Genomic DNA, 24,191 nt, shown 5'->3' with positions numbered 1-24,191 from the left:
CTAAACGGCACGCAGGCGCAAAATGGTTCCGATGTGACGCTCACTTCTGAAAAATTTTTGCTCGATCCGATGGACCTCAAAATTTTGACCGCCATGCAGCTCGACGCCGGCCAATCGGTCGGCGACATCGCGAGCACGGTCGGGCTCAGCCAGACGCCGTGCTGGCGACGCATCAAGCGCATGAAGGACGCCGGCATCATCACCGCCATCATCGCCACCGTGGATCGCGAGGCGGTGGGTCTTGGCTTCACCTCGTATGCTTTCGTGAAGCTTGCGATGCCGAGCCGGGAGAACATGTCCACCTTCGACGCCCTGGTGATGGGATGGCCCGAGGTGGTCATCTGCGAGCGCGTCACCGGGGCGGTGGACTATCTCATCAAGGTCGTGACCACCGACATCAAAGCCTACGACGTCTTTCTGCGCGACAAGCTGCTCGCCGGCGACCTCGTCAGCGACGTGCAGTCCCGCATCGTGGTATCGACGGTGAAGGACACCCCCGCCCTCCCCCTCTCCCTGCCGTCTCGCTGAGCATGGCGGCGCCCGGATCGGCGGCAGCCGCCGGCATCAGGGCTCGGGTCGAGGGCGTGTCAGGGCGCGGTGCGACGCCTCACCACGAGCTTCGCCGTCAGGCGCTGCACCACCTCGTCGCGCTGATTGAAGGTCTCCGCCTGCATCACCACGAGGCCCTGCATTGGCTTGGAGCGGGAAGGGATGATCTCCACCACCTCGCTCTCCACGCGAAGCGTGTCGCCGGGGCGCGTCGGGCGCGGCCAGGCGATCTCCCCGCCCACCCCGATGATGCCGCCGTCGATCGGGGCGCCGCCGTCGACCAGCATGCGCATGGTGAGGGCCGCCGTGTGCCACCCGCTCGCCGCGAGGCCGCCGAAGACGCTCGCCTCGGCCGCCGTCTCGTCGAGGTGGAAAGGCTGCGGGTCGTAGGCGGCGGCGAACGTCTTCACCATCTCGCTCGTCAGGGTCACGCTGCCGTTGGCGAAGCGTTGCCCGACCTCGAACTCCTCGAACGCCAGCCGTCGTCCCTCACCCATCGATCCACTCCACCTCTTGCCGCACCGACGCGCGCGGCATCGTCGCTCCCGCGAGCCGTTCGGTGCCATAGCAAGTGTCGCCGGAACAGACTAGCGTGTTCGCCGACACGGGCGTCCGCGCGGCGCCCCCAAGATCGAGGCAGCAAGAGCGATGACGACACTCTACGATCCCTTGAAGGTCGGCGCCTGGGCGCTCTCCCACCGCGTGGTGATGGCTCCCCTCACCCGCATGCGCGCCGCCCGCCCCGGCAACATCCCGACGCCGCTGATGGCCGAATATTACGCCCAGCGCGCCTCCGAAGGCGGGCTCATCATCTCGGAGGCGACGCAGGTGGTGCCGGAAGGCCAGGGCATGCCCGCCACCCCCGGCATCCACTCCGCCGCGCAGGTGGAGGGCTGGCGCGCCGTCACCGACGCCGTGCACGACAAGGGCGGCCTCATCGTCTGCCAGCTCTGGCACGTCGGCCGCATCTCCCACTCCTCGGTGCAGCCCGACGGAGGGCTGCCGAAGGCGCCCTCGGCGATCGCCCCGCCGAGCGGCATGGCGCTCACCGCCGACTTCGAGCGGGTGCCGTTCGAAACACCGGAGGCGATCCCCACCGAGGCGCTGCCCGTCCTCGTCGAGGCCTACGCGCAAGCCGCCCGCAACGCCCTCGCCGCGGACTTCGATGGCGTCGAGATCCACTCCGCCAACGGCTACCTCCTCGAGCAGTTCATGCAGTCGGCGAGCAACCAGCGCACCGACCGCTACGGCGGGTCCATCGAAAATCGCTGCCGCCTGCCGCTCGAGGTGACCGAGGCCATCGTCGCCGCGATCGGCGGCGACCGGGTGGGCATCCGCCTCTCTCCTTTCGGCGTCGCGAACGGCTCCGGCGAGCCGGACCCGATGCCGCTCTATACTCATCTCGTGGAAAAGCTCGCGCCGCTCGGCCTCGCCTACGTCCACTTCATCGAGCCGCGCGCCTCCGGTGCCGGCCAGGCGGAGGTCGACCATCAGGACACCCCGTCCGCGGCCGACCTCTTCCGCCCGCTCTGGCCGGGCGTGCTGATCACCGCGGGCAACTTCACCCGCGAGAGCGCCGAGGGGGTGGTGGAACGCGGCGCCGCCGACGCCGTCGCCTTCGGCCGCCACTTCATCGCCAATCCGGACCTGCCGAAACGGCTCAAGCAGGCCGCGCCGCTCAACCCCTACAACCGCGCCACCTTCTACGGCGGCGGCGCCGAGGGCTACACCGACTATCCGGCCCTCTGAGACTATCCGCCCCTCTGAGCGGGGCGAACCGATCCGGCGCTCCGGCGCCGGATCATACGCGGGATCACCAGCACACGAAGCCGCCGTCCACCAGAAGGTCGACGCCGGTCACGAAGCTCGCCGCCTTGGAGGAGAGGAAGATCGCCGGGCCGACCATCTCGTCGACCTCCGCCATCCGCCCCATCGGCGTGGTGTCCTCGAAGATCTTGCGCTGCTCGGCGACCTCGGGGCGCAGGTTCATCGGTGTCAGCGTGTAGCCGGGGCTGATCGCGTTCACCCGGATGCCCTTCTGAGCCCACTCCATGGCGAGGCTCTTCGTCAGATGGATCACGCCGGCCTTGGAGGTGTTGTAGTGCACCTGCAGGAGCCCGCGGTTGACGATCGAGCCCGACATCGAGGCGATGTTGACGATGGAGCCGCGCCCGTTCTTGAGCATCGCCGCCCCCTCCGCCTGGGAGGAGAGGAAGATGCCGGTGAGGTTGATGTCGAGCATGGTGCGCCACTGCTCTTCCGGCATCTCCTCCGCGGCGGTGGCGTTGGCGATGCCCGCGGCGTTCACCGCCGTCGTCAGCGGGCCGAGCTCGGCCTCGGTGCGGGCGACGGCGGCCTCCACGGCCGTCTTGTCGCGCACATCCGCCTCGATGGCGACAGCGCGCCGGCCGGCGGCCTCGACGGCGGCGACGGTCTCGCCGAGACCCGCGCTGCCCGCCCGGTCGAGGCAGGCGACGTCGGCGCCCGCCTTGCCGAGGCCGATGGCGATCGCCTGGCCGATGCCCGATCCCGCGCCGGTCACGAAGGCGATGTCGCCGGAAAGATCGAAGAGGTCCATGATCACGTTTCCCGTGGGCGCTTCGGCGCCGTTGCTCAGGTGGTGGCGCGTTCCATGATGGCGACGTGGGTCGCCTCGCCGCGCTCCAGAATGCCCCGGCTCTCCCCCCGCGAGAGCACCATCACGCGGTGCGACAGGCCGATCACCTCGTCGAGGTCGGAGGAGACGACGATCACCGCCATGCCCGCCTGGGCGAGCTCGGCGATCGCCTCGTAGATCTGCGCGCGGGCGCCGACGTCCACGCCCCGCGTCGGCTCGTCCATGATGACGAGGCGGGGCGAGCGGGCGAGCCACTTGGCGATGATCACCTTCTGCTGGTTGCCGCCCGACAGGCGGCCGACGAGCTGCTCGGGAGTGCCCTTCACGCCCATCGAATCGATCGCCTGGGCGCCGAAGGCGCGCGTCTGCGAGGGCCTCACCCAGCCGGCGTTGCCCACGAGGTCGAAGTTGCCCACGGCGACGTTGTCGGCGATCGGCATGCCGAGGAGCAGGCCCTGGCCCTTGCGGTCCTCCGGCACCATCACGATGCCGGCGTCGAGCGCGTCGCGCGGCGAGGTGAGCGTCACCGCCTCGCCGGCGAGCCGCACGGTGCCGGCGGCGAGCGGGTCGATGCCGGCGATCGCCCGCACCAGCTCCGTCCGCCCGGCGCCGACGATGCCGGCGATGCCGAAGATCTCCCCCGCCCGCACCGAGAAGCTGATGTCGCGGAAGTCGTTCTGCGCGCCGGTGAGGCCGTCGACGGCGAGCACCTCCGGCCCCGTCGGGGCGGGAATGTCGGGAAAAAGCCGCTCGACGCTGCGCCCGACCATCTCCTCCACGAGCTGGCGCACGGGAACGTCGGCGGTGTCGTGGACGGCGACGAGCGCTCCGTCGCGCAGCACGGCGATGCGGTCGGCGACGCGCGCGATCTCCTCGAGGCGATGGGAGATGTAGACCGAGGAGACGCCCTCCGCCTTCAGCCGGTCGATCTGCTCGAACAGGCGGTCAGTCTCCTCCCCGCCGAGCGCGGCGGTGGGCTCGTCGAAGATCAGGAGGCTCGCCTCGAGCGTCAACGCCTTGGCGATCTCCACCTGCTGCTGCGCGGCGACGCGCAGCGCCTTCACCTTGGTGGTCGCCGGAATATCGAGGCCGAGCCGGCGCAGCTGCACTTCCGCGCGGCGGTTCATCTCGCGCCGATCGATGCGGCCGTTCTTCATCAACAGCCGGCCGACGAAGACGTTCTCGGCGATGGAGAGCTCCGGCAGGAGCCGCATCTCCTGGTGGATCAGGCCGATGCCGTGGCTCAGCGCCTCGGCGGGCGAACGCGGCGCGTAGGGCGCGCCGTTCCACGTCATCTCGCCGGAGGACGGCGGAATGACGCCGGCGATGATCGCCGAAAGGGTGGACTTGCCGGCCCCGTTCTCGCCGAGCACGGCGACGCACTCGCCGGGCCGGATGTCGAGATCGATGCCCTCGAGCACGCGCACCGGCCCGAAGGATTTGGTGATGTTGCGGATCGAGAGGCCCGTTGCCGTGATCGGCGGCGTCTCGGTCATGGCGACTGCCTCGGCGCTCACGGTGGCCCTTTCTTGCGAGATGGCGTTGCGATCCTCACCCGGCCGCGGCCGGGGGACGGCGGGCGGGAATTTCGTCCCGCCCGCCGGTGTCGATCAGGGATGTTCCTTCAGGAACGGCTCGACATTGTCGGCGGTGGTGAGGGTCGCTTCCTGGAGCTGCTCGGCGGGAACCTCCTCGCCGTTGGCGAGCTTGATCGCCGAGGCGAGCGCCATGCGGCCCATCAGCTGGGTCTGCTGCGTCATGGTGGCGTCGAGGGTGCCGGACTTGACCGCCTCGAGGCCCGCGACGTCGCCGTCGAAGCCCACCACGATGACGTCGCCGAGGTTGCCGACCTTGGCGGCCTGGGCGGCGCCGAGGGCGAGTGCGTCGGCCTGACCCCAGAAGACGGTGATGCCAGGATCGCGCTGGATCATCGCCTGGGCGATGTTGAAGCCCTCGTCCTGCATCCACATGTTCGAGGCCTGCTGGGCCACGCGCTCGATGCCGGCGCAGTTGGCGAGCGCCTTGTCGAAGCCCTCGTCGCGGTCGATCTGCGGCGTGGTGCCGATCTGGCCCTGGATCTCGGCGAGCCGGCCCTTGCCGCCGGTCTGCTTGCACACCCAGTTGCCGAGGGTCTCGGCGGCGGCGACGCTGTCGGTGGCGATGAAGGTGTCACCCGGCGCGTCCGGCGGGTTGCGGTCCACGGCGACGACGGGGATGCCGGCCTCGCGGGCGGCCTTCACCGGCACCGAGGCGGCGGTGGCGCCGGCCGGAATATAGATGATGGCGTCGACGTCGCGGGTGATGAGGTCCTGGATCTGGCTCACCTGGCGGGCGGAGTCGCCGCCGGCATCCACGGTGATGATCTCGACGCCGAGCTTGTCGCCTTCCTTCTCCACCGACTGCTTGATCTGGTTGAAGAAGTCGGCCTGCAGGTTGGCCACGGCGAGGCCGACCGTGAGGTCGTCCTGGGCCTGGGCGGCGCCGATGGCCATGGTGCCGGCCATCACGGCACCGGCGAAAGCGATGCGAGTGGATTTGAGCATGTGATCCTCCCTGGATGCTCAGTTTCTGGAAGATCCCGCGGCCGTCGGGCCGTCGCGGGATCAGTTCTTGTTGCGGCTCATCGTGTCGAAGGCGACGGCGAGCGCGATCACGGCGCCGATCACGACCATCTGGAAGAAGGGCGAGACGCCGACGAGGTTGAGGCCGTTGCGCAAGACGCCGATGATCAGCACGCCGATGAGCGTGCCGGCGATGGAGCCGACGCCGCCGACGAGGCTCGCGCCGCCGATGACGACGGCCGCGATGGTGTCGAGCTCGATGCCGAGACCGGCGGAGGGCTGCGAGGAGTTGAGGCGGGCGGCGAGCGTCACCGCCGCGACGCCGGCGAGCGCGCCGGCGATGGTGTAGGTGACGAGCGTGTACTTGCGCACGTCGATGCCGGCGAGGCGCGCCACCTCGGCGCTGCCGCCGATGGCGAAGAGGTTCCGCCCCGTCGCCCGGTAGCGCAGGAAGATGCCGGCGATCACCATCAGCACGATGAACAGCGCCACCGTCACCGACAGGAAGCCGAAATGGCGCACCGTGGCGAGATTGGTGAACCAGTCCGGATAGCCCACCACCTGGCGCCCGTCGGTGAGGATGTTGGCGAGACCGCGGGCGATCGACATGATCGCGAGGGTCGCGATGAAGGCGGGCAGCTTGGCGAAGGTGATGAGGCATCCGGAGACCAGGCCGCAGGCGGCGCCCGTCAGGATGCCGAGCACCATGGCGATGGGCAGCGGCACCCCGCCGAACTGGTAGAGCCAGCCCATCATCATCATCGAGAAGGCGAGCACGGAGCCGACCGACAGGTCGATGCCGCCGATGATGATGACGAGCGTCATGCCGATGGCGAGGATGCCGAGCACCGTCACCTGATCGAGGATGTTGATGGCGTTGCGCACCGACAGGAAATATTCGGACGCGAACGAGAAGCCGACGCACAGGAGCACCAGCCCGACGAGCGGGCCGAGCACGCCGCCGTCGAAGGCGAGGCGGAAGGGACGGCTGGAGCGTTCCGGCGTGGTGCTGGCGGCCTCGGTCGTCATGAATTCCCCCAGGGACGTCAGGCGCCGACGACGCGCACGGCGCGCGGTGTCGGAGTGGTTTCGGATTGTGAGTCGGTCTCAGATTGTGAGTCGGTCGCGGCGGGGCTCGTGGCGCGGGCGACCGCCGCATGCCACTCGTCCCGCCGCGCCTCGCGTGCGTCGGCGGCAAGCGCCGGGGTGAAGGTGCGCTCCACCACGCCGTTGCCACCGAGGAGCGGGAACATGCCGGCGGCGACGCCGGCGAGACGGGCCGCGCCGTAGCCCGACAGCGCGGTGATCTTGGGTCGGACCACCTCGCATCCGGCAAGGTCGGCCTGGAGCTGCATCAGGCCGTCGTTGGTGGACGGCCCGCCGTCGGCGTGGAGCGATTCCACCCGCGCGCCCATGGTGCGCTCCACCGAGGCGACCACGTCGGCGACCTGGTGCGGCATCGATTCCACCCCCGCCCGCAGGATCGCGGCGCGCGGAGTGCCGAGCTTGAAGCCGGCGATCAGCGCCGTCGCGCCGTCGTCCCAATAGGGTGCCCCGAGGCCGTTGAAGGCGGGCACCAGCGACACGCCGCTCGGGGCGGCAGCGAGCGCCTCCTCGATCAGGGCGTCGACGGAGAGGCCGAAGACGTCGGCGAGCCAGCGGAAGGTGGAGCCCGAAGAACGGATGTTGCCTTCGGCGGCGAGCGAAGGCGGCGCCCCCTCGATCTGCCAGGCGACGGTGAGGCAGGTGCCGCGGTCGAACTCCTCCGTCGCCGGCCCGATCAGGCCCATGACCGAGGAGCCGGTGCCGTAGGTCGCCTTGACGGCGCCCGGCGCGCGCACGCCGTGGCCGAAGAGCGCGGCGTGGGAATCGCCGAGGACGGCGAGGAGTGGCGTCCCGTCGAGGAGCGGGGCGAGCCCCGTCACCGCCGGGAACGGCCCGGTGGAGGGCAGCACCTCGGGCAGCGCCGCCATCGGCACGCCGAAGATGTCGGCGAGCTCCTCCGACCACACCCCGTTGGCGGTGTCGAGGAGCTGGGTGCGCGAGGCGTTGCCGATCTCCACGACGTGGCGGCCGCCGAGCTTGGCGAGAAGCCACGAATCGACGGTCCCGAGCGCGAGCTCGCCGGCCTTCGACCGGGTCCGGTCCGGATCGTAGGCGTCGAGCAGCCAGCGCGCCTTGAGGGCGGAGAACATCGGGTCGAGCGGCAGGCCCGACAGGGTGCGCACCCGCTCGCGCACTCGCGCGGTGCCGATCCGATGGGCGAGATCGGCCGTGCGCTGATCCTGCCAGGATAGAAGCGGCGAGATCGCCTCCCCCGTCGCCTTCTCCCAGAGGAGAAGCGACTCGCGCTGGTTGGCGAGGCCCACGGCGGCGACGCGCTTCGGATCGTGCCGCGCCATCAGCGCCGCGACGGCCTCGGCGACGGAGCGCCACACCCCTTCGGGGTCCTGCTCCACCCAGCCCGGCCGCGGGCAGCTCTCGGCGAGCGGCGCGGTCGCGCTGTCGACGACATCCCCGTCGGAGCCGACCAGCAGACACTTGGTGGAGGATGTGCCCTGGTCGATCGCGAGGATGAGATCGGCCGCCATAGTGTCAGGCCACCAGCTCGCGGGCGGCCTTCGCAATGCCTTCGGCGTTGAGGCCGAAGTGATTGAGAAGGAACGCCGCGTCGCCCGTCGGCGCGAACTCGTCGACACCGAGGATCTTCATCTTGGCGGGATGGCTCTGCACCACGATCTCGGCGACCGCACCGCCGAGACCGCCGCTCGGCACCCCTTCCTCGGCGGTGACGATCCCCTTGGTCTCCTTGGCGGCACGGATCACCGCCGCGGTATCGATCGGCGCGAGCGAGGAGATGTTGAGGACGCGGGCGGCAATGCCCTCTCCCTTCAGGATCTCCGCCGCCTCCACGGCACGCGAGACGAGCGTCCCGGTGGCGATGAGCGCCACGTCGTCGCCGGAGACGAGCTCGTCGGCGCGGCCGACCTCGAAGCCCTCGCCTTCCTTCGACACCGCCGGCACCTTGAAGCGGCCGACGCGCATGAAGACGGGCCCATCGGTCGCCGCCGCCCAGCGCACCGCGGCGTCGGTCTGGAACGGGTCGGCGGGCACCAGCACCGTGAGGTCGTGGATCGCCCGCATCCAGGCGAGATCCTCGATCGAATGGTGGGTGGGGCCGAGCTCGCCATAGGCCATGCCGGGGCTCATGCCGCACAATACCATGTGATAGCCGTTGTAGGCGGCGTCGACCTTCACCTGTTCCATCGAGCGGCCGGTGAGGAAGGGCGAGGCGGAGCAGACGAAGGGGATCAGCCCGGCGTTCGCGAGACCCGCCCCGACGCCCACCATGTTCTGCTCGGCGATGCCGACATTGACGAGGCGATCGGGAAATTCCTGCTGGAACCCCTTGAGGTTCGAGGACGAGACCGAATCGTTGCACACGGCGACGATCCGCCCGTCCTGGCGCGCGAGATCCTGCAGCGCCTCGGCGAATGCCTTGCGACAGTCGTAGGTCTCGGCGAGCGCGATCGTGTCGGCCATGTTATGCGAGCTCCTTCAGCGCCTCGACGACCTCGGCGTCGCTCGGCACCTTGTGGTGCCACTCCACCCGGTCCTCCATGAACGACACGCCGCGACCCTTGGTGGTGTTGGCGAGCACGAACACGGGCTTGCCCTCGCCCGGCCGGCCGAGCGCGTCGAGCAGCTGGGTGTAGTCGTGGCCGTCGATCTCGCGCACCTCCCAGCCGAACGCGTCGAACTTGTCGCCGAGGCGGGAGAGCTCGTTGGTGTCGGCGGTGCGGGCGCCCTGCTGCAGGCGGTTGCGGTCGACGATGGCGGTGAGGTTCGACAGCTTGCGGTGGCCGGCGTACATCGCGGCCTCCCAGTTGGAACCCTCCTGGAGCTCGCCGTCGCCGGTCACCACGAAGGCGCGATAGTCGAGCCCGCGGATGCCGGCGCCGATGGCGGTGCCGACGGCGATCGGCAGGCCGTGGCCGAGCGGGCCGGTGTTCGCCTCCACCCCCGGCACCTTGCGCCGGTTCGGGTGGCCGTTGAGGGCCGAAAGGGGCTTCGCGAAGGTTGCGAGCGCGCTCTCCTCGATGAAGCCGCGCCGCGCCAGCACCGAATAGAGCGAGGCCGCGCAGTGGCCCTTGGAGAGGATGAAGCGGTCGCGGTCCACCATGTCGGGGTGCGCCGGGTCGAGCTTCATGACGCCGAAGAACAGCGTCACGAGAATGTCCGTCACCGACATGTCGCCGCCGACATGGCCGATGCCGGCCGCCTGGATGGTGGTGAGCACGTTGCGACGCACGACCTTCGCCTCGGCGGCGAGCTCGTCGGCGTTCAGGAACGCGAAATTGGCGGGTCCGGTCTCGGGCGGGTGGGCCTGCGCTATTGACATGAGAGCGTCCTGAATATTTATTCAATACTGGATCGTTATTCAACGCTAAGATCTGCGGGATTTTGCGTCAAGTGGCAAATTTCTTGTGCACTGCAACAGCGCCCGCTCGCGGGCCCCGGACGCCGGGCTGATGGCCAAGCTGCACGACCTCCGTCTGATGGCGCGCGTCGCCCAGCTCTATTTCCAGGAGCGGCACACCCAGTCGGCGATTTCGGGCGAGTTGAACGTCTCGCAGGCGACCGTCTCTCGCCTCCTGAAGCGCGCCCAGGAAGAGGACATCGTCCGCATCACCATCAACACGCCGCGCGGCACCTTCTTCGATCTCGAAGCGGCGCTGCGGCAGCGCTACGGCCTCGCCGAGGCGGTGGTGGTGGAGGCCGACGAGGCGAGCGAGGATTCGATCCTGTCGGCCCTCGGTGCCGCGGCTGCCCACTATGTGCGCACCACGCTCGCCCGCGACGAGGTGATCGGCCTCTCCTCCTGGAGCGCCTCGCTGCTACGCATGGTGGACAACCTGCAGCCGCCCCAGGCGCCGGCCGACCGCGTCATCCAGCTCCTCGGCGGCACCGGCAACCCGGCGGTCGAAAAGCATGCCAATCACCTAACGATCCGCCTCGCCCAGATCACCGGCGCGACGCCCCATCTCCTCGCCGCCCCCGGCCTCACCCGATCGGCCGAAGGGCGCGCCATCTTGATGGCCGAGCCCTATGTGCGCGAGACGCTCGCCCAGTTCGCCGACGTCACCCTGGCGCTCGTCGGCATCGGTGCGCTGGAGCCCTCCCCGATGATCGCCGACTCGGGCAATCGCCCCACTCCCGCCGAGCGCGCCGCCCTCGCCGCGCTCGGCGCCGTCGGCGACATGGGGCTGCGCTTCTTCGACGCCGAGGGACGGCAGGTCCGCTCCACGATCGACGGGCGCATCATCGGCATCGATCTTCCCGAGCTCGCGAGAATCCCGCGCATCGTCGCGGTGGCGGGCGGGCTACGGAAGGTCGCGGCGATCCGCGCCGCGATGCTCGGCCGCTACCTCACCGTGCTCGTCACCGACAACCACACCGCCGCGGCGCTCCTCAGCGACTGACGCGGCCGTGCCGATCCACACCCCGAAGGGAGGAATAGAATGACGCGATTCGCCAACAAGACGGTGGTCATCACCGGCGGCAGCCGGGGGCTCGGAGCGGCCGTCGCCGAAGCCTTCGCCCGCGAGGGCGCCAGCGTGATGGTGAGCGCCAACGAGGACGCGAGCCCCGTCGCCGACAAGATCGTCGCCGCCGGCGGCAAAGCGAAGAGCTTCACCGCCGACGTCACCCGCAAGGCGGAGGTCGCCGCCCTGTTCGACGCCGCCGAGGCGGCCTTCGGCCCCGTCGACATCGCCTTCCAGAACGCCGGCATCATCACCATCGCCAAGGTGGAGGAGCTGACCGAGTCGGAATGGCGCAAGGTGCTCGAGGTGAACACCACCGGCGTCTTCCTCGCCTGCCAGGAAGCGATCGCCCGCATGCGCAAGGCGGGCCGCGGCGGCCGCCTCATCAACACCGCCTCGGGCCAGGCGCGCGAGGGGTTCATCTACACCCCCCACTACGCCGCCTCGAAGTTCGGCGTGATGGGCCTCACCCAGAGCCTCGCCAAGGAGGTGGCGAAGGAAGGCATCACGGTCAACGCCATCTGCCCCGGCATCATCGACACCGACATGTGGGCCTACAACGACAGCGCCTGGGGCAAGCTCCTCGGCGACTATAAGCCCGGCGAACTGATGGCCGAGTGGGTGAAGAACATTCCGATGGGCCGCGCCGGCACCGGCGAGGACGTCGCCGGCCTCGTGACCTTCCTCGCCTCCGATGCCGCCGCCTACATCACCGGCCAGACGATCAACGTCGACGGCGGCCTCATCATGTCCTGACGTCGCGACGGGCGTCGGGTTCGCCCGGCGCCTCCCGCTCGCTCGCGCGCCTCACCCCTTTCACCCCTCGGTGAGGATGGTGCCCTCCACCTGGATGCCGAAGCCGGTGAGGCCGACATAGGCGCGTTCGTGCGAGGCGATCTCCATGATCGAGCGCACGCCGAGATCGCGCAGGATCTGCGCGCCGACGCCGACGTCGCGCCAGCGCCGACGCCGCACCAGGGCGCTCGCGTGGCGCTCGCCGTCGGCGTGGTCCACCACGCGGCCCTCGAAGTCGTCCACCCGCGCCGTGCGCAAGAGGACGAGCACGCCGCACGGCCGACCCGCGAGCTTGCTCACCGCCGTCTCCACCCAGGTGCGCGCCCCGCTGGTGCGGCCGAAGAGGTCCGTCACCGGCTGCTCGCGATGGATACGCACCGGCACGCTCATTCCGTCGCCGAGGTCGCCGAAGATCGCCACCACGTGCTGCATCTCGTCGAACGGCGTCTCATAGACCCTCACCACCGCCTCGCGGCCGCCGACGAGCATCGTCTCCTCGCGCACCGCCTTCACGAACGTCTCGCGACGGATGCGGTAGGAGATGAGGTCCTCGATGGAGACGATCTTCAGCCCGTGCTCGCGGGCGAAGGGCACGAGCTCCGACAGGCGCTGCACCGTGCCGTCGTCGTTGACCACCTCGGCGAGCACGCCCACCGGCTCGAGCCCGGCAAGGGTCGCGAGGTCGATCGCCGCCTCGGTGTGGCCGGAGCGGGTCAGGACGCCGCCTTCCCGCCCGATCAGCGGAAACACGTGGCCGGGGCGCAGGAAGTCGCGGTCGTGGGCGTTGTTGTTGGCGAGGGCGCGCACGGTGTTGTTGCGCTCCTGGGCGGAGATGCCCGTCGTCATGCCGATCTTATAGTCGACCGACACGGTGAAGGCGGTGCGCATCGGGTCGATGTTGTTCGCCACCATCGGCGGGAGGTTCAGCGTCTCGGCCCGCTCCACGCTCATCGGTGCGCAGATGATGCCGCTCGTGTGGCGGATCATGAACGCCATCGTCTCGGGGGTCGCCTTGGAGGCGGCCATGATGAGGTCGCCCTCGTTTTCCCGATCCGTATCGTCGACGACAACCACGAGTTCCCCGCGGGCCACCGCCGCGATCGCATCCTCCACGCTATCGAGGGTCAGCTCTTCACCTGCCACGTCTTCCTGACTTTCGTATCACTCCGAATGCCGTCTCATAGAAGAGCGCGGCAGGATGAAGCAATGCAGGGCGTAGACCAGCCGCCATGCACTGAAAGTGCAGCTGTGTCGCACCCGCCTTGGCCCGGTCGTTGCAGCGCGGGCCCGGCCGGGCGATGCTTGCGCGATGGACCTGCCCGCCGCTTTCGACATTCGCGCGATTCGCATCTTCCTCACCGTCGCCGACGCGGGCGGGATGACGGCGGCCGGCCGGCGCCTCGGCCTCACCCAGTCGAGCGTCTCGCAGGCGATCGCGACCTTGGAGGAGGCGGCGGGCGTCGCCCTCTTCGACCGCAACCAGCGCCCCATCGGGCTGACGCCGGCCGGCGCCGTCCTGCGCGACCGGGGCGCGGCGCTGATCGCGGCGGCGAGCGACGCGTTCCTCGCCGTCGCCGGCGGCACGGGGCGGCCGGCCTCGCTGACCCTTGCGATGGCCGAGAGCGTCGCGAACACCGTCGGGCCGGCGCTCGTCTCGCGCATGGCCCATGCGGCGGACCGGTGGCGCATCTGGTCCGGCATCTCGCCCGACCACCAAGCCGCCCTCCTCAGCCACCAGGTGGACATGATCGTGAGCGCCTCCGGCGAGCTCGACGGGGTGGAGGGGCTCGAGCACCACGCCCTCGTCACCGAGCCGTTCGTGCTCGTCTTCGCCCGCGACCAGGCCCCCGACGACGCAGGCGAAGCCGTCGACCTCGCCCGCCTCGCCGCCCGGCCCTTCGTGCGCTATTCGCAGCGCTCGGCGATCGGACGCCAGATCGAGCGCCAGCTCACCCGCCTCGGCCTGGAGCTGCCCTTTCACGCCGAGTTCGACACCGCCACCGGCCAGCTCGCGGCGGTGGCGGCGGGCATGGGCTGGAGCCTCACCACCCCGCTCTGCCTCGCCCAGGAGGCGGCCCGGCTCGACGCCCTCCACATCGCGCCCATGCCGCGCGGGCGCTTTTCCCGCACCATGAGCCTCCTCGCCCGGCGCGGCGAGCACGGCACGCTGACCGCCGCCGTCGCCGACACCATCCGCGCGATCCTCAGCGCCGACGTCCTCGGCCCGCTCCTCGCGCGCTACCCCTTTCTCGGCCCCGCCCTCCTCGTCGCGCCCGCCTCCTCGCCCGAGGGCGCGGTGGAGCGCGACTTGCATGCGAGCGTGACGGCGCGCCGAGAATCCGCTTAGCTCGCGCCGCGCGTGACACGGGAGGACGGGCCTGCGGATGAACCGCGACACACTTCTTTCGACCGACCGCCTCACCAAGACATTCGGCGCGTTGACGGCCTGCGACGGGATCTCGATCCGGCTCGGCGAAGGCGAGATCGTCGCCCTCCTCGGCGAGAACGGTGCGGGCAAGTCCACTCTCGTGAAGATGCTGTTCGGCGCGCTGCAGCCCGACAGCGGCGGCATCGCCTGGAAGGGCGAGAACGTCGCCCTCACCGAGCCGCGGCTCGCCCGCCGCCTCGGCATCGGCATGGTGCATCAGCACTTCTCGCTGTTCGAGGCCTTCACCGTCGCCGAGAACATCGCCCTGGTGCTCGGTGAGGAGAAGATGTCGGGCCTCGCCGCCCGCGCCCGCACCCTTTCAGAGGACTACGGGCTGCCGCTCGACCCCGGCGCCCTCGTCGCGGACCTCTCGGTGGGCGAGCGCCAGCGCATCGAGATCGTGCGCTGCCTGCTGCAGAACCCCACCCTCGTCATCATGGACGAGCCGACCTCGGTGCTCACGCCGCAGGAGGCGGACCGGCTCTTCGTCACCCTGCGTAAGTTGAAGGCGGAGGGGCGCACCGTCCTCTACATCTCCCACAAGCTCGAGGAGGTGCGGGCGCTGTGCGACCGGGCGGTGGTGATGCGGGCGGGCCGCGTCGTCGCCGAGGTGGACCCCAAGGCGGAGACCGCCGCCTCGCTCGCCGCCGCGATGGTGGGCGGCGAGGTCCCCGCCGTGAGCCAGCGCGCCGCTCCCGCCGCCGACGCCCCCGTGGCGCTCGCGATCAACCATCTCGACCATCCCTCCGACCGCCCCTTCGGCGTCTCCCTCGCCGACGTGTCGCTCACCGTGCTCGCCGGCGAGGTGGTGGGCATCGCCGGCATGGCGGGCAACGGTCAGGGCGAGCTCTTCGAGTGCCTGTCCGGCGAGGTGGCGCTGAGGGGCGACGCCGGCGAGGTGTCGATCCTCGGCACCGTCGCGGCACCGCTCGGCGTCGACGCGCGTCGCCGGCTCGGGGCCGCTTTCGTGCCGGAGGAGCGGCTCGGCCACGCGACGGCGCCGAGCCTCGACCTCACCGACAACATCATCCTCGCCCGGCATCAGCGGCGCGACCGCACCGTCGGCCCGCTGGGCCTCCTCCACAAGGGCGCGGCGCGGCGGGCGATGCGCCGCATCGTCGAGGCGATGGACGTGCGCGGCGCCGCCGACGATCCGCCCGCCCGCGCGCTCTCCGGCGGCAACCTGCAGAAATATGTGGTGGGCCGCGAGCTCGACTGGTCGCCCCGCCTCCTCGTCATCAATCAGCCCACATGGGGCGTCGACGCCGGTGCCGCCGCCAACATCCGCCAGGCGATCCTCGACCTCGCGGCCTCCGGCGCCGGCGTCCTCGTCATCAGCCAGGACCTCGACGAATTGTTCCTCCTCGCCGATCGCATCGCCGTCATCTCGGAGGGGCGGCTGTCGACGCCCGCCCCGGTCGCCTCCCTCACCCGCGAGGCGGTGGGCCTCCTGATGGGCGGGGCGGAAGGACACCACCATGCGGCTTGAGCTCACCCGCCGGCCCCGCGTCAGCCCGCTCGGCGAGGCGCTCGCCCCCGTCGTCGCCCTCCTCGTCACCCTCGTCATCGGCGCGATCCTCTTCGCCGTCCTCGGCCAGCCGCCGCGGCGCGCGCTCCACGCCTACTTCGTGGAGCCGCTGTCGGAGATCTGGTCGCTGCACGAGCTCGCCATCAAGGCGGCGCCGCTGATCATCATCGCCGTCGGCCTCTCGGTGTGCTTCCGGGCGAGCGTCTGGAACATCGGCGCGGAGGGCCAGTTCATCGCCGGCGCCATCGCGGCCTCGGCGATCCCGGTGTTCGCGCCGGACGCCTCCGGCCCCTGGGTGCTGCCGGCGATGATCGTCCTCGGCATGGCGGGTGGGGCGGCCTGGGCGGCGATCCCCGCCGTCCTCAAGACGCGCTTCGGCGCCAACGAGATCCTCGTCTCGCTGATGCTCGTCTACGTCGCCCAGCTCCTTCTCGACTATCTGGTGCGCGGCCCCTGGCGGAACCCGGAGGGCTACAACTTTCCCGAGACGCGCTCCTTCTCCGCCGCGGCCACGCTGCCTGAGGTGATCGCCACCGGCGACTTCGGCGGGCGCGCCAACTGGGGCATCGTCATCGCCCTCGTCGTGGCGGTCGCGACCTTCGTCCTCGTCCTGCGCACGCTCAAGGGGTTCGAGATCAGCCTCACCGGCCTCAGCCCTCGCGCGGCCCGCTTCGCCGGCTTCGACGCGCGGGCGACGACGGTCTTCGTCTTCCTCTTCTCCGGTGCGCTCGCGGGGCTTGCCGGCATGGTGGAGGTGTCGGGCGCCATCGGCCAGCTGCGCCCCTCGATCAGCCCCGGCTACGGCTTCACCGCCATCATCGTCGCCTTCCTCGCCCGCCTCAATCCGCTCGCCGTCATCGTCGCGGGGGCGATCCTCGCCCTCACCTATCTCGGCGGCGAGGGGGCACAGATCACCCTCGGCATGTCGGATCGCTTCACCCGCGTCTTCCAAGGCGTCCTGCTCTTCTCGGTCCTCGCGAGCGACACGCTGGTGCGCTACCGCGTCCGCGTCGTGCACGGCTCCGCCGGAAAGGCCGCGGCATGACCGAATCGATCATCCTCACCATCATCACCGCGGCGACGCCCCTCCTCCTCGCCGCCATCGGCGAGCTCGTCGCCGAGCGCTCCGGCGTCCTCAATCTCGGCGTGGAAGGGATGATGGTCACCGGCGCGGTCGCCGCCTTCGCCGTCTCCTACTCCACCGGCTCGCCCTATCTCGGCCTCCTCGCGGCGGCGGCGACGGGGATCGCCATGGCCGGCATCTTCGCCGGCCTCACCATCGGCTTCGCCACCAACCAGGTGGCGACCGGCCTCGCCCTCACGATCTTCGGCCTCGGCGTCGCCGGCATGGTGGGCGAAGCCTTCGTCGGGCGGCCCGGGGTGGGCATGGAGCCGATCGCCATTCCCGTCCTCTCCGAGCTGCCGGTGGTCGGCCGGGTGCTCTTCGCCCAGGACCTCCTCTTCTACCTCTCGGTGGTCCTCACGGTGGCGGTCGCCCTCTTCCTGTTCCGCAGCCGGGCGGGGCTGCGGCTGCGCTCGGTCGGCGACCGGCCGGAGGCGGCCCACGCGCTGGGGCTCCATGTGGGACGCATCCGCACCCTCGCGGTGCTCTTCGGCGGGCTCTGCGCCGGGATCGCGGGTGCCCAGCTCACCCTCGTCTATACGCCCCAGTGGATCGAGAACATCACCGCCGGGCGCGGCTGGATCGCCCTCGCCCTCGTGGTGTTCGCCAGCTGGCGGCCGCTGCGCCTCGCCGTCGGGGCCTACCTCTTCGGCGCCGTCACCATCGCCCAGTTCCACGCCCAGGCGCTCGGCGTGTCGGTACCCTCCCAGCTCCTCGCCGCGCTCCCCTACCTCGCCACCATCCTGGTGCTGGTGCTGATCTCGCGGAACCGGCGTTTCACCATGATCAACACCCCCGCCGCCCTCGGCCAACCTTTCGTGCCCGACCGCTGAGGCGGCGCTTGCACACGGTCGCGGCCGGTTTAGGCTGCGCAGAGCATCGACCACCGGCGCCACCCGGCCCCACAAGGATGAGACTTATGAAACGACTGGCCACATCCCTCGCCGCTCTCCTGCTTGCCGCCGGCGGCGCGGCGGCGCAGGACCCCACCAAGGCCTGCTTCATCTACGTGGGCCCGATCGGCGACTTCGGCTGGTCCTATCAGCACGACCAGGGTCGCCTGCAGGTCGAGGAGGCGCTCGGCGACGCGGTCGAGACCGCCTATCTGGAGTCCGTCCCCGAAGGCGCCGACGGCGAGCGCGCCATCGAGCGCTTCGCCCGCTCCGGCTGCGACATCATCTTCACCACCTCGTTCGGCTACATGGACGCCACCAACAAGGTCGCCGGCCGCTTCCCCGACGTGAAGTTCGAGCACGCCACGGGCTACAAGCGCGATCACCCCAACGTGTCGACCTACAACTCGAAATTCTACGAGGGGCGCTACGTCATCGGCCAGATCGCGGCCAAGATGAGCCAGTCCGGCGAGGCCGGCTACATCGCCTCCATGCCGATCCCCGAGGTGGTGCGCGGCATCGACGCCTTCCTCCTCGGCGCCCAGTCGATCAATCCCGACTTCAAGGTGCGCGTCGTGTGGGTGAACTCCTGGTTCGACCCCGGCCGCGAGGCCGACGCGGCGAAGGCGCTCATCGACCAGGGCGTCGACATCCTCACCCAGCACACCGATTCCACCGCGCCGATGCAGGTCGCCGCCGAGCGCGGCATCAAGGCCTTCGGCCAGGCCTCCGACCAGATCGAGTTCGGACCCGAGACGCAGCTCACCGCCATCGTCGACGACTGGGGCCCCTACTACATCGAGCGTATCAAGGCGGTGCGGGACGGCACCTGGGAGCAGCAGGACACCTGGCACGGCCTCGCCGAGGGCAACGTCGCGATGGCCCCCTACACCAACATGCCCGACGACGTCGCGGCGATGGCGGCGGAGACGGTGGAGAAGATCAAGTCCGGCGAGCTCGAGCCCTTCACCGGCCCCATCAACAAGCAGGACGGCACCGAATGGCTCGCCGAGGGCGAGATGGCGAGCGACGGCGAGCTCCTCGGCCTCAACTTCTATGTCGAGGGGGTCGACGGCACGCTGCCGCAATAATCCTCGCCACCCCCGGTCCGCGAACGCCCGCCGGAGGGGCTCGATGGGCAAGGGCTACGTCCTCGACGCCGACGCCGCCGTCCTCTACGAGGCGCAGAAGGTGCCGGCGATCTTCGCCCCGCTCGCCGCGGCGACCCTTGCGGCCGTCGCGCCCTCTGCCGGAGCCACGCTCCTCGATCTCGCCTGCGGGACGGGAATTCTCGCCCGCACCGCGCGCCGGCGCCTCGGGTCGGCGGCGCGCGTCGTCGGGCTCGATCTCAGCGCCGCGATGATCGAGGTCGCGGCCGGGGTCGACGATCCCGCCGCCGGCGCCTGCGAGTGGGTCGTCGGCAGCGCGCTGGCGCTCCCCTTTGCCGACGCCTCCTTCTCCGACGTCCTGTGCCAGCAGGGCATGCAATATGTGCCGGACGTGGAGGCCGCCGCCGCCGAAATCCACCGCGTCCTGAAGCCCGGCGGCCGCGTGGCGCTCACGGTCTGGGGGCCGCCCAACCTCTTCTTCACCGCCACCGCGGCGGCACTCGAGCGCCACGCGGGCCCGGAGATCGCCCGCGACTGGCTCTCCCCGTTCGACTTCGACGGTCGCAGCGTGTTGCCGGCCGCCCTCCTCGCCGCCGGCTTCGGGACGATCGAGACGGCCCCGCTCGTCGTCGAGCGCGTGATGGCCCTCCCCGAGATCAGCTTCCCCGCCGAGATCCTCTCCAACCCCATCGGCCCGAAGGTCGCCGCGCTCGGCGAGGACGTGCTGCCCCGCGTGGTCGCCGATGCCGCCCCCGCCGTCGCGCGCCACGTCGCCGGCGATCGGGTGGTGATGCCGCAAGAGGCGCTGATCGTCACCGCCACGCACGCCTGAGGGCACCGCGACGGACCGGGAACGGCGCGTGGCGGATGCGATTCGCAGGGTCTTCACAAGGAGAACATTTCGTGTACATTGGCACGTGCGCCGGCCGAAGCACGCCTCTTGACGTTAGGCCGGCCTTAACTTTTGGCCGGTCATTTAGTTGGTCGCCGGAGGGTGAGACACCATATATGGTGGGCTGAGGACAAAACGAAGTTGCGGGGATAACTTCCGTCCATCCACAGGGAAGCGCCGCCGGGAGGGTTCCCGCACGGCGCCGAAGCCAGCACCTTCCGAGCCAGAGTGTGGCGACGAGCCTTTGCGAAGGAATAGGTAATGCGGATCGAACGGCGATACACCAAAGACGGTCAGTCTCCCTATGACGGCATCGAGTTCCGCACCGCCGTCTCGGAGATCCGCAATCCGGACGGCTCGACCGTCTTCCGTCTCGACAACGTGATGGTGCCCGCCTCCTGGTCGCAGGTGGCGACCGACATCATCGCCCAGAAATATTTCCGCAAAGCCGGCGTGCCGGTGAAGCTGCGCAAGGTCGCCGAATCGAGCGTGCCCTCCTGGCTGCGCCGCTCGGTGCCCGACGAAAAGAACATGACGGACTTCGCCGAGGACGAGAAGACCACCGGCGAGACCGACAGCCGCGCCGTGTTCGATCGTCTCGCCGGCGCCTGGACCTACTGGGGCTGGAAGGGCGGCTACTTCGACACCGAGCACGACGCCAAGGCCTTCTTCGACGAGGTCCGCTTCATGCTCGCCACCCAGAAGGTGGCGCCCAACTCGCCGCAGTGGTTCAACACCGGCCTCCACTGGGCCTACGGCATCGACGGTCCCGGTCAGGGCCACTTCTACGTCGACCCGCTCAAGAAGACGCTGCAGCGCTCCACCAGCGCCTACGAGCACCCCCAGCCGCACGCCTGCTTCATCCAGTCCGTGGGTGACGACCTCGTCAACGAGGGCGGCATCATGGACCTCTGGGTGCGCGAGGCGCGCCTCTTCAAGTACGGCTCGGGCACCGGCTCCAACTTCTCCGCGATCCGCGGCGAGGGCGAGCGCCTGTCGGGCGGCGGCAAGTCGTCGGGCCTGATGAGCTTCCTCAAGATCGGCGATCGGGCCGCCGGCGCCATCAAGTCGGGCGGCACCACGCGCCGCGCCGCCAAGATGGTCGTCGTCGACATCGACCACCCGGACATCGAGGAATATATCGGCTGGAAGGTGCGCGAGGAGCAGAAGGTCGCCGCCCTCGTCACCGGCTCCAAGGTGGTCCGGCAGCACCTCACCGCCGTCATGAAGGCCTGCGTCAACTGCGAGGGCTCCGGCGACGACTGCTACGATGCCAACAAGAACCCGGCGCTGAAGCGCGAGATCAAGGCCGCCAAGAAGGCGCACGTGCCGGAGAACTACGTTCGCCGCGTCATCCAGTTCGCGCGCCAGGGCTTCACCGAGATCGAGTTCCCCGAGTTCAACACCGACTGGGACTCCGAAGCCTACCTCACGGTGTCCGGCCAGAACTCCAACAACTCGGTGCGCGTCACCGACGACTTCCTGAAGGCCGTCGAGACCGAGAAGGAATGGCACCTCACCTCGCGCACCTCCGGCAAGGTGGCGAAGACGGTGCAGGCCCGCGACCTCTGGGATCAGATCGGCTACGCCGCCTGGTCGTCCGCCGACCCCGGCATCCAGTTCCACACCACCATCAACGACTGGCACACCTGCCCGGCCGGCGGCGAGATCCGCGCCTCCAACCCGTGCTCGGAGTACATGTTCCTCGACGACACGGCCTGCAATCTCGCCTCGATCAACCTCCTGCAGTTCAAGTCGGAAGACGGGGCCTTCCACATCGGCCTCTTCGAGCACGCGGTGAAGCTGTGGACGATGGTGCTCGAGATCTCCGTCACCATGGCGCAGTTCCCGTCCGCCGAGATCGCCCAGCGCTCCTACGACTACCGCACGCTCGGCCTCGGCTTCGCCAACATCGGCGGCCTGCTGATGGTATCGGGCATTCCCTATGACTCGGCCAAGGGCCGCGCCATCTGCGGCGCCATCACCGCGATCATGACCGGCACCGCCTACGCGACGTCGGCGGAGATGGCGCGCGACCTCGGCGCCTTCCCCCGCTATGAGGAGAACTCCGGCGCGATGCTGCGGGTGATCCGCAACCACCGTCGCGCCGCCCGCGGCGAGACGGTGGGCTACGAGCGCCTCTCCACCACCCCGGTGCCGCTCGACATCGAGGCCTGCCCCGATCCCAAGCTCGTGGAGCGCGCCGCCGCGGCATGGGACCGCGCGCTGACGCTCGGCCAGAAGTTCGGCTATCGCAACGCCCAGGCGACGGTGATCGCCCCCACCGGCACCATCGGCCTCGTGATGGACTGCGACACCACCGGCATCGAGCCCGACTTCGCCCTCGTGAAGTTCAAGAAGCTCGCCGGCGGCGGCTACTTCAAGATCATCAACCGCGCCGTGCCGCAGGCGCTGCGCGTGCTCGGCTACGAGAAGGAGCGGCGCGAGGCGATCATCAACTACGCCGTCGGCCACGGCACGATGGAGGGCGCGCCTCACATCAACCCCGAGGCGCTGTCGGAAAAGGGCATGCCGCAGAAGGCCATCGACGCGGTGGAGGCGGCCCTCGCGAGCGCCTTCGACATCCGCTTCGCCTTCAACAAGTGGACCATCGGCGAGGAGGTGCTCGCGCGCGTCCTCGACGTCGATCCGGCGGTGCTCGGCGACCCGAAGTTCGACGTGCTCGACGCCCTCGGCTACACCAAGGCCGAGATCGAGGCGGCGAACATCTATGTCTGCGGCGCGATGACCCTTGAGGGCGCCCCGCACCTCGAAGAGGCGCATCTGCCCGTCTTCGACTGCGCCAACCCCTGCGGCCGGCTCGGCAAGCGCTACCTGTCGGTGGACAGCCACATCCGCATGATGGCGGCGGCCCAGCCGTTCATCTCGGGCGCGATCTCGAAGACCATCAACATGCCGAACGACGCCTCGGTGGCGGACTGCACGGCGGCCTACGAGCTGTCCTGGAAGCTCGCCCTCAAGGCCAACGCCCTCTACCGCGACGGCTCCAAGCTGTCGCAGCCCCTCTCCGCCCAGCTCATCGCCGAGGACGAGGAGGAGATCGAGGAGATCCTCGCCGAGCCCGTCGCCAAGCGCGCCGCCCACGTCGCCGAGCGCTTCGTGGAACGCGTCGTGGAGCGCGAGGTGATCTCGCGCAAGCGCGAATCGATGCCCGACCGGCGCAAGGGCTACACCCAGAAGGCCATCATCGGCGGCCACAAGGTGTATCTCAGAACCGGCGAGTTCGACGACGGCCGCCTCGGCGAGATCTTCATCGACATGCACAAGGAGGGCGCCGCCTTCCGCGCGATGATGAACAACTTCGCCATCGCCATCTCGCTCGGCCTCCAGTACGGCGTGCCGCTCGAGGAGTTCGTCGACGCCTTCACCTTCACCCGCTTCGAGCCGGCGGGCCTCGTCCAGGGCAACGAGGCGATCAAGAACGCCACCTCGATCCTCGACTACATCTTCCGCGAGCTCGCCGTCTCCTATCTCGGCCGCAACGATCTCGCCCACGTGCAGCCGGACGACACGGGGGCGACCGGCGTCGGCCGCGGCGTCGCGGGCGACAAGCCGGCGCCGCAGATGGTGTCGCACGGGCTGGTGCGCGGCCAGCGCTTCCGCCTCATCCGGGCCGACGCGCCGGAGGCGAAGGCGGTGGACGTGATCGCCAACGCGATGAGCCGGGTGCAGCACGCTTCGCCGCGCACCGCGGTGGCGGAGGCGCACGCCGAGCCGGCGCAGATCACCCAGCGCGCCGCCCCCGCGACGATGCGCGACGCGGAGGAGGACGACGCCTCCCCCCTCGACGAGATCCGCGCGGAGGTCGCCGCCCTCCTCGGCCTCGTCGGCGGCGCGGCGGTGGTGGACGATGCCCCGCTCGGCTCGGCCGCGGCGAGCAGCGCCCCGCCGAAGGAGACCAACGCGGAGCGCTCGATCCTCGCCCGCCTCAAGGGCTTCGAGGGCGACCCGTGCGGCGAATGCGGCAACTTCACCCTGGTGCGCAACGGCACCTGCCTGAAGTGCGACACCTGCGGCTCCACCTCCGGCTGCAGCTGAGCGAAAACACCGACAGTCCCGCGAGAAAAGAAGGCCGGCCCCCGCCGGCCTTCTTCACGAGAGCGGACCCTCGAGCACGGCATCGAGCGGT

Annotated in this window: 20 protein-coding genes; 11 read left to right on the top strand and 9 right to left on the bottom strand. The window is 70.0% G+C overall.

Going from position 1 to position 24,191, the window contains the following annotated elements:
- Nucleotides 1-69 precede the first annotated feature (69 nt).
- A complete protein-coding gene (locus JCR33_RS03225; RefSeq protein WP_232372211.1) occupies nucleotides 70-528 on the top strand; it encodes an Lrp/AsnC family transcriptional regulator in 459 nt (152 codons plus the stop codon).
- Between the two features lie 59 nt (nucleotides 529-587).
- Here JCR33_RS03225 and JCR33_RS03220 read toward each other — a convergent pair whose 3' ends face one another.
- Nucleotides 588-1,046, bottom strand: coding sequence for a MaoC family dehydratase (locus JCR33_RS03220; protein ID WP_198880585.1), 459 nt, complete (start codon nucleotides 1,044-1,046; stop codon nucleotides 588-590).
- 151 nt (nucleotides 1,047-1,197) lie between these two features.
- Here JCR33_RS03220 and JCR33_RS03215 point away from each other — a divergent pair, with 151 nt between their 5' ends.
- Nucleotides 1,198-2,298 carry an alkene reductase gene (locus JCR33_RS03215; RefSeq protein WP_198880584.1) on the top strand — a complete coding sequence of 367 codons (1,101 nt, stop codon included), beginning with the start codon at nucleotides 1,198-1,200 and terminating at the stop codon, nucleotides 2,296-2,298.
- A gap of 64 nt (nucleotides 2,299-2,362) precedes the next feature.
- On the opposite strand, the gene JCR33_RS03210 is transcribed toward JCR33_RS03215, so the two are convergent.
- The 7 genes from JCR33_RS03210 to JCR33_RS03180 form a co-directional block, all read right to left on the bottom strand.
- Nucleotides 2,363-3,127 carry an SDR family oxidoreductase gene (locus JCR33_RS03210; RefSeq protein ID WP_198880583.1) on the bottom strand — a complete coding sequence of 255 codons (765 nt, stop codon included), beginning with the start codon at nucleotides 3,125-3,127 and terminating at the stop codon, nucleotides 2,363-2,365.
- Nucleotides 3,128-3,162: 35 nt separating this feature from the next.
- On the bottom strand, nucleotides 3,163-4,662 hold the full coding sequence (locus JCR33_RS03205; protein ID WP_198880737.1) for a sugar ABC transporter ATP-binding protein: 1,500 nt from the start codon (nucleotides 4,660-4,662) through the stop codon (nucleotides 3,163-3,165).
- A gap of 114 nt (nucleotides 4,663-4,776) precedes the next feature.
- Complete coding sequence (locus JCR33_RS03200; protein ID WP_211110045.1) at nucleotides 4,777-5,709, bottom strand: sugar ABC transporter substrate-binding protein; 933 nt, start codon at nucleotides 5,707-5,709, stop codon at nucleotides 4,777-4,779.
- A gap of 60 nt (nucleotides 5,710-5,769) precedes the next feature.
- Nucleotides 5,770-6,756 carry an ABC transporter permease gene (locus JCR33_RS03195; RefSeq protein WP_198880582.1) on the bottom strand — a complete coding sequence of 329 codons (987 nt, stop codon included), beginning with the start codon at nucleotides 6,754-6,756 and terminating at the stop codon, nucleotides 5,770-5,772.
- A 17-nt stretch (nucleotides 6,757-6,773) separates the two neighbouring features.
- A complete protein-coding gene (locus tag JCR33_RS03190) occupies nucleotides 6,774-8,318 on the bottom strand; it encodes an FGGY-family carbohydrate kinase (RefSeq protein WP_198880581.1) in 1,545 nt (514 codons plus the stop codon).
- A 4-nt stretch (nucleotides 8,319-8,322) separates the two neighbouring features.
- A complete protein-coding gene (locus JCR33_RS03185) occupies nucleotides 8,323-9,270 on the bottom strand; it encodes a transketolase family protein (RefSeq protein WP_198880580.1) in 948 nt (315 codons plus the stop codon).
- A 1-nt stretch (nucleotide 9,271) separates the two neighbouring features.
- Nucleotides 9,272-10,129 carry a transketolase gene (locus JCR33_RS03180; protein ID WP_198880579.1) on the bottom strand — a complete coding sequence of 286 codons (858 nt, stop codon included), beginning with the start codon at nucleotides 10,127-10,129 and terminating at the stop codon, nucleotides 9,272-9,274.
- Between the two features lie 130 nt (nucleotides 10,130-10,259).
- Here JCR33_RS03180 and JCR33_RS03175 point away from each other — a divergent pair, with 130 nt between their 5' ends.
- Both JCR33_RS03175 and JCR33_RS03170 read left to right on the top strand, forming a co-directional pair.
- Nucleotides 10,260-11,210 (top strand): sugar-binding transcriptional regulator, encoded by a 951-nt coding sequence (locus JCR33_RS03175; RefSeq protein WP_198880578.1) that lies wholly within the window; start codon nucleotides 10,260-10,262, stop codon nucleotides 11,208-11,210.
- A 39-nt stretch (nucleotides 11,211-11,249) separates the two neighbouring features.
- A complete protein-coding gene (locus JCR33_RS03170; RefSeq protein WP_198880577.1) occupies nucleotides 11,250-12,029 on the top strand; it encodes an SDR family NAD(P)-dependent oxidoreductase in 780 nt (259 codons plus the stop codon).
- Nucleotides 12,030-12,089: 60 nt separating this feature from the next.
- On the opposite strand, the gene ribB is transcribed toward JCR33_RS03170, so the two are convergent.
- Entirely contained in the window at nucleotides 12,090-13,211 is a 1,122-nt protein-coding gene (ribB, locus tag JCR33_RS03165; protein ID WP_332461109.1) for a 3,4-dihydroxy-2-butanone-4-phosphate synthase, read from the bottom strand.
- Nucleotides 13,212-13,377: 166 nt separating this feature from the next.
- Between ribB and JCR33_RS03160 the strand changes: the two genes are divergently transcribed.
- The 7 genes from JCR33_RS03160 to JCR33_RS03130 all read left to right on the top strand — a co-directional run bounded on the left by JCR33_RS03160 (nucleotide 13,378) and on the right by JCR33_RS03130 (nucleotide 24,100).
- Entirely contained in the window at nucleotides 13,378-14,415 is a 1,038-nt protein-coding gene (locus tag JCR33_RS03160) for a LysR family transcriptional regulator (protein WP_198880576.1), read from the top strand.
- Nucleotides 14,416-14,452: 37 nt separating this feature from the next.
- The gene (locus JCR33_RS03155) at nucleotides 14,453-15,985 is read left to right on the top strand and encodes an ABC transporter ATP-binding protein (RefSeq protein ID WP_198880575.1); all 1,533 of its coding nucleotides are present in this window, start codon (nucleotides 14,453-14,455) and stop codon (nucleotides 15,983-15,985) included.
- A complete protein-coding gene (locus tag JCR33_RS03150) occupies nucleotides 15,975-17,069 on the top strand; it encodes an ABC transporter permease (RefSeq protein ID WP_198880574.1) in 1,095 nt (364 codons plus the stop codon). Before JCR33_RS03155 ends, JCR33_RS03150 begins: the two co-directional genes overlap by 11 nt.
- Nucleotides 17,066-17,980 carry an ABC transporter permease gene (locus JCR33_RS03145; protein ID WP_198880573.1) on the top strand — a complete coding sequence of 305 codons (915 nt, stop codon included), beginning with the start codon at nucleotides 17,066-17,068 and terminating at the stop codon, nucleotides 17,978-17,980. Before JCR33_RS03150 ends, JCR33_RS03145 begins: the two co-directional genes overlap by 4 nt.
- An 86-nt stretch (nucleotides 17,981-18,066) precedes the next feature.
- Complete coding sequence (locus JCR33_RS03140) at nucleotides 18,067-19,131, top strand: BMP family ABC transporter substrate-binding protein (RefSeq protein WP_211110044.1); 1,065 nt, start codon at nucleotides 18,067-18,069, stop codon at nucleotides 19,129-19,131.
- 43 nt (nucleotides 19,132-19,174) lie between these two features.
- Entirely contained in the window at nucleotides 19,175-19,981 is an 807-nt protein-coding gene (locus tag JCR33_RS03135) for a class I SAM-dependent methyltransferase (RefSeq protein ID WP_198880571.1), read from the top strand.
- A 321-nt stretch (nucleotides 19,982-20,302) separates the two neighbouring features.
- Nucleotides 20,303-24,100 (top strand): vitamin B12-dependent ribonucleotide reductase, encoded by a 3,798-nt coding sequence (locus JCR33_RS03130; RefSeq protein ID WP_198880570.1) that lies wholly within the window; start codon nucleotides 20,303-20,305, stop codon nucleotides 24,098-24,100.
- The last annotated feature ends 91 nt before the right edge of the window (nucleotides 24,101-24,191 follow it).

Source organism: Acuticoccus mangrovi, assembly GCF_016411865.1.
GTDB classification, from domain to species: domain Bacteria; phylum Pseudomonadota; class Alphaproteobacteria; order Rhizobiales; family Amorphaceae; genus Acuticoccus; species Acuticoccus mangrovi.
Note: the sequence above shows the minus strand (reverse complement) of the source record. Positions and strands in the feature narration are given on the sequence as shown.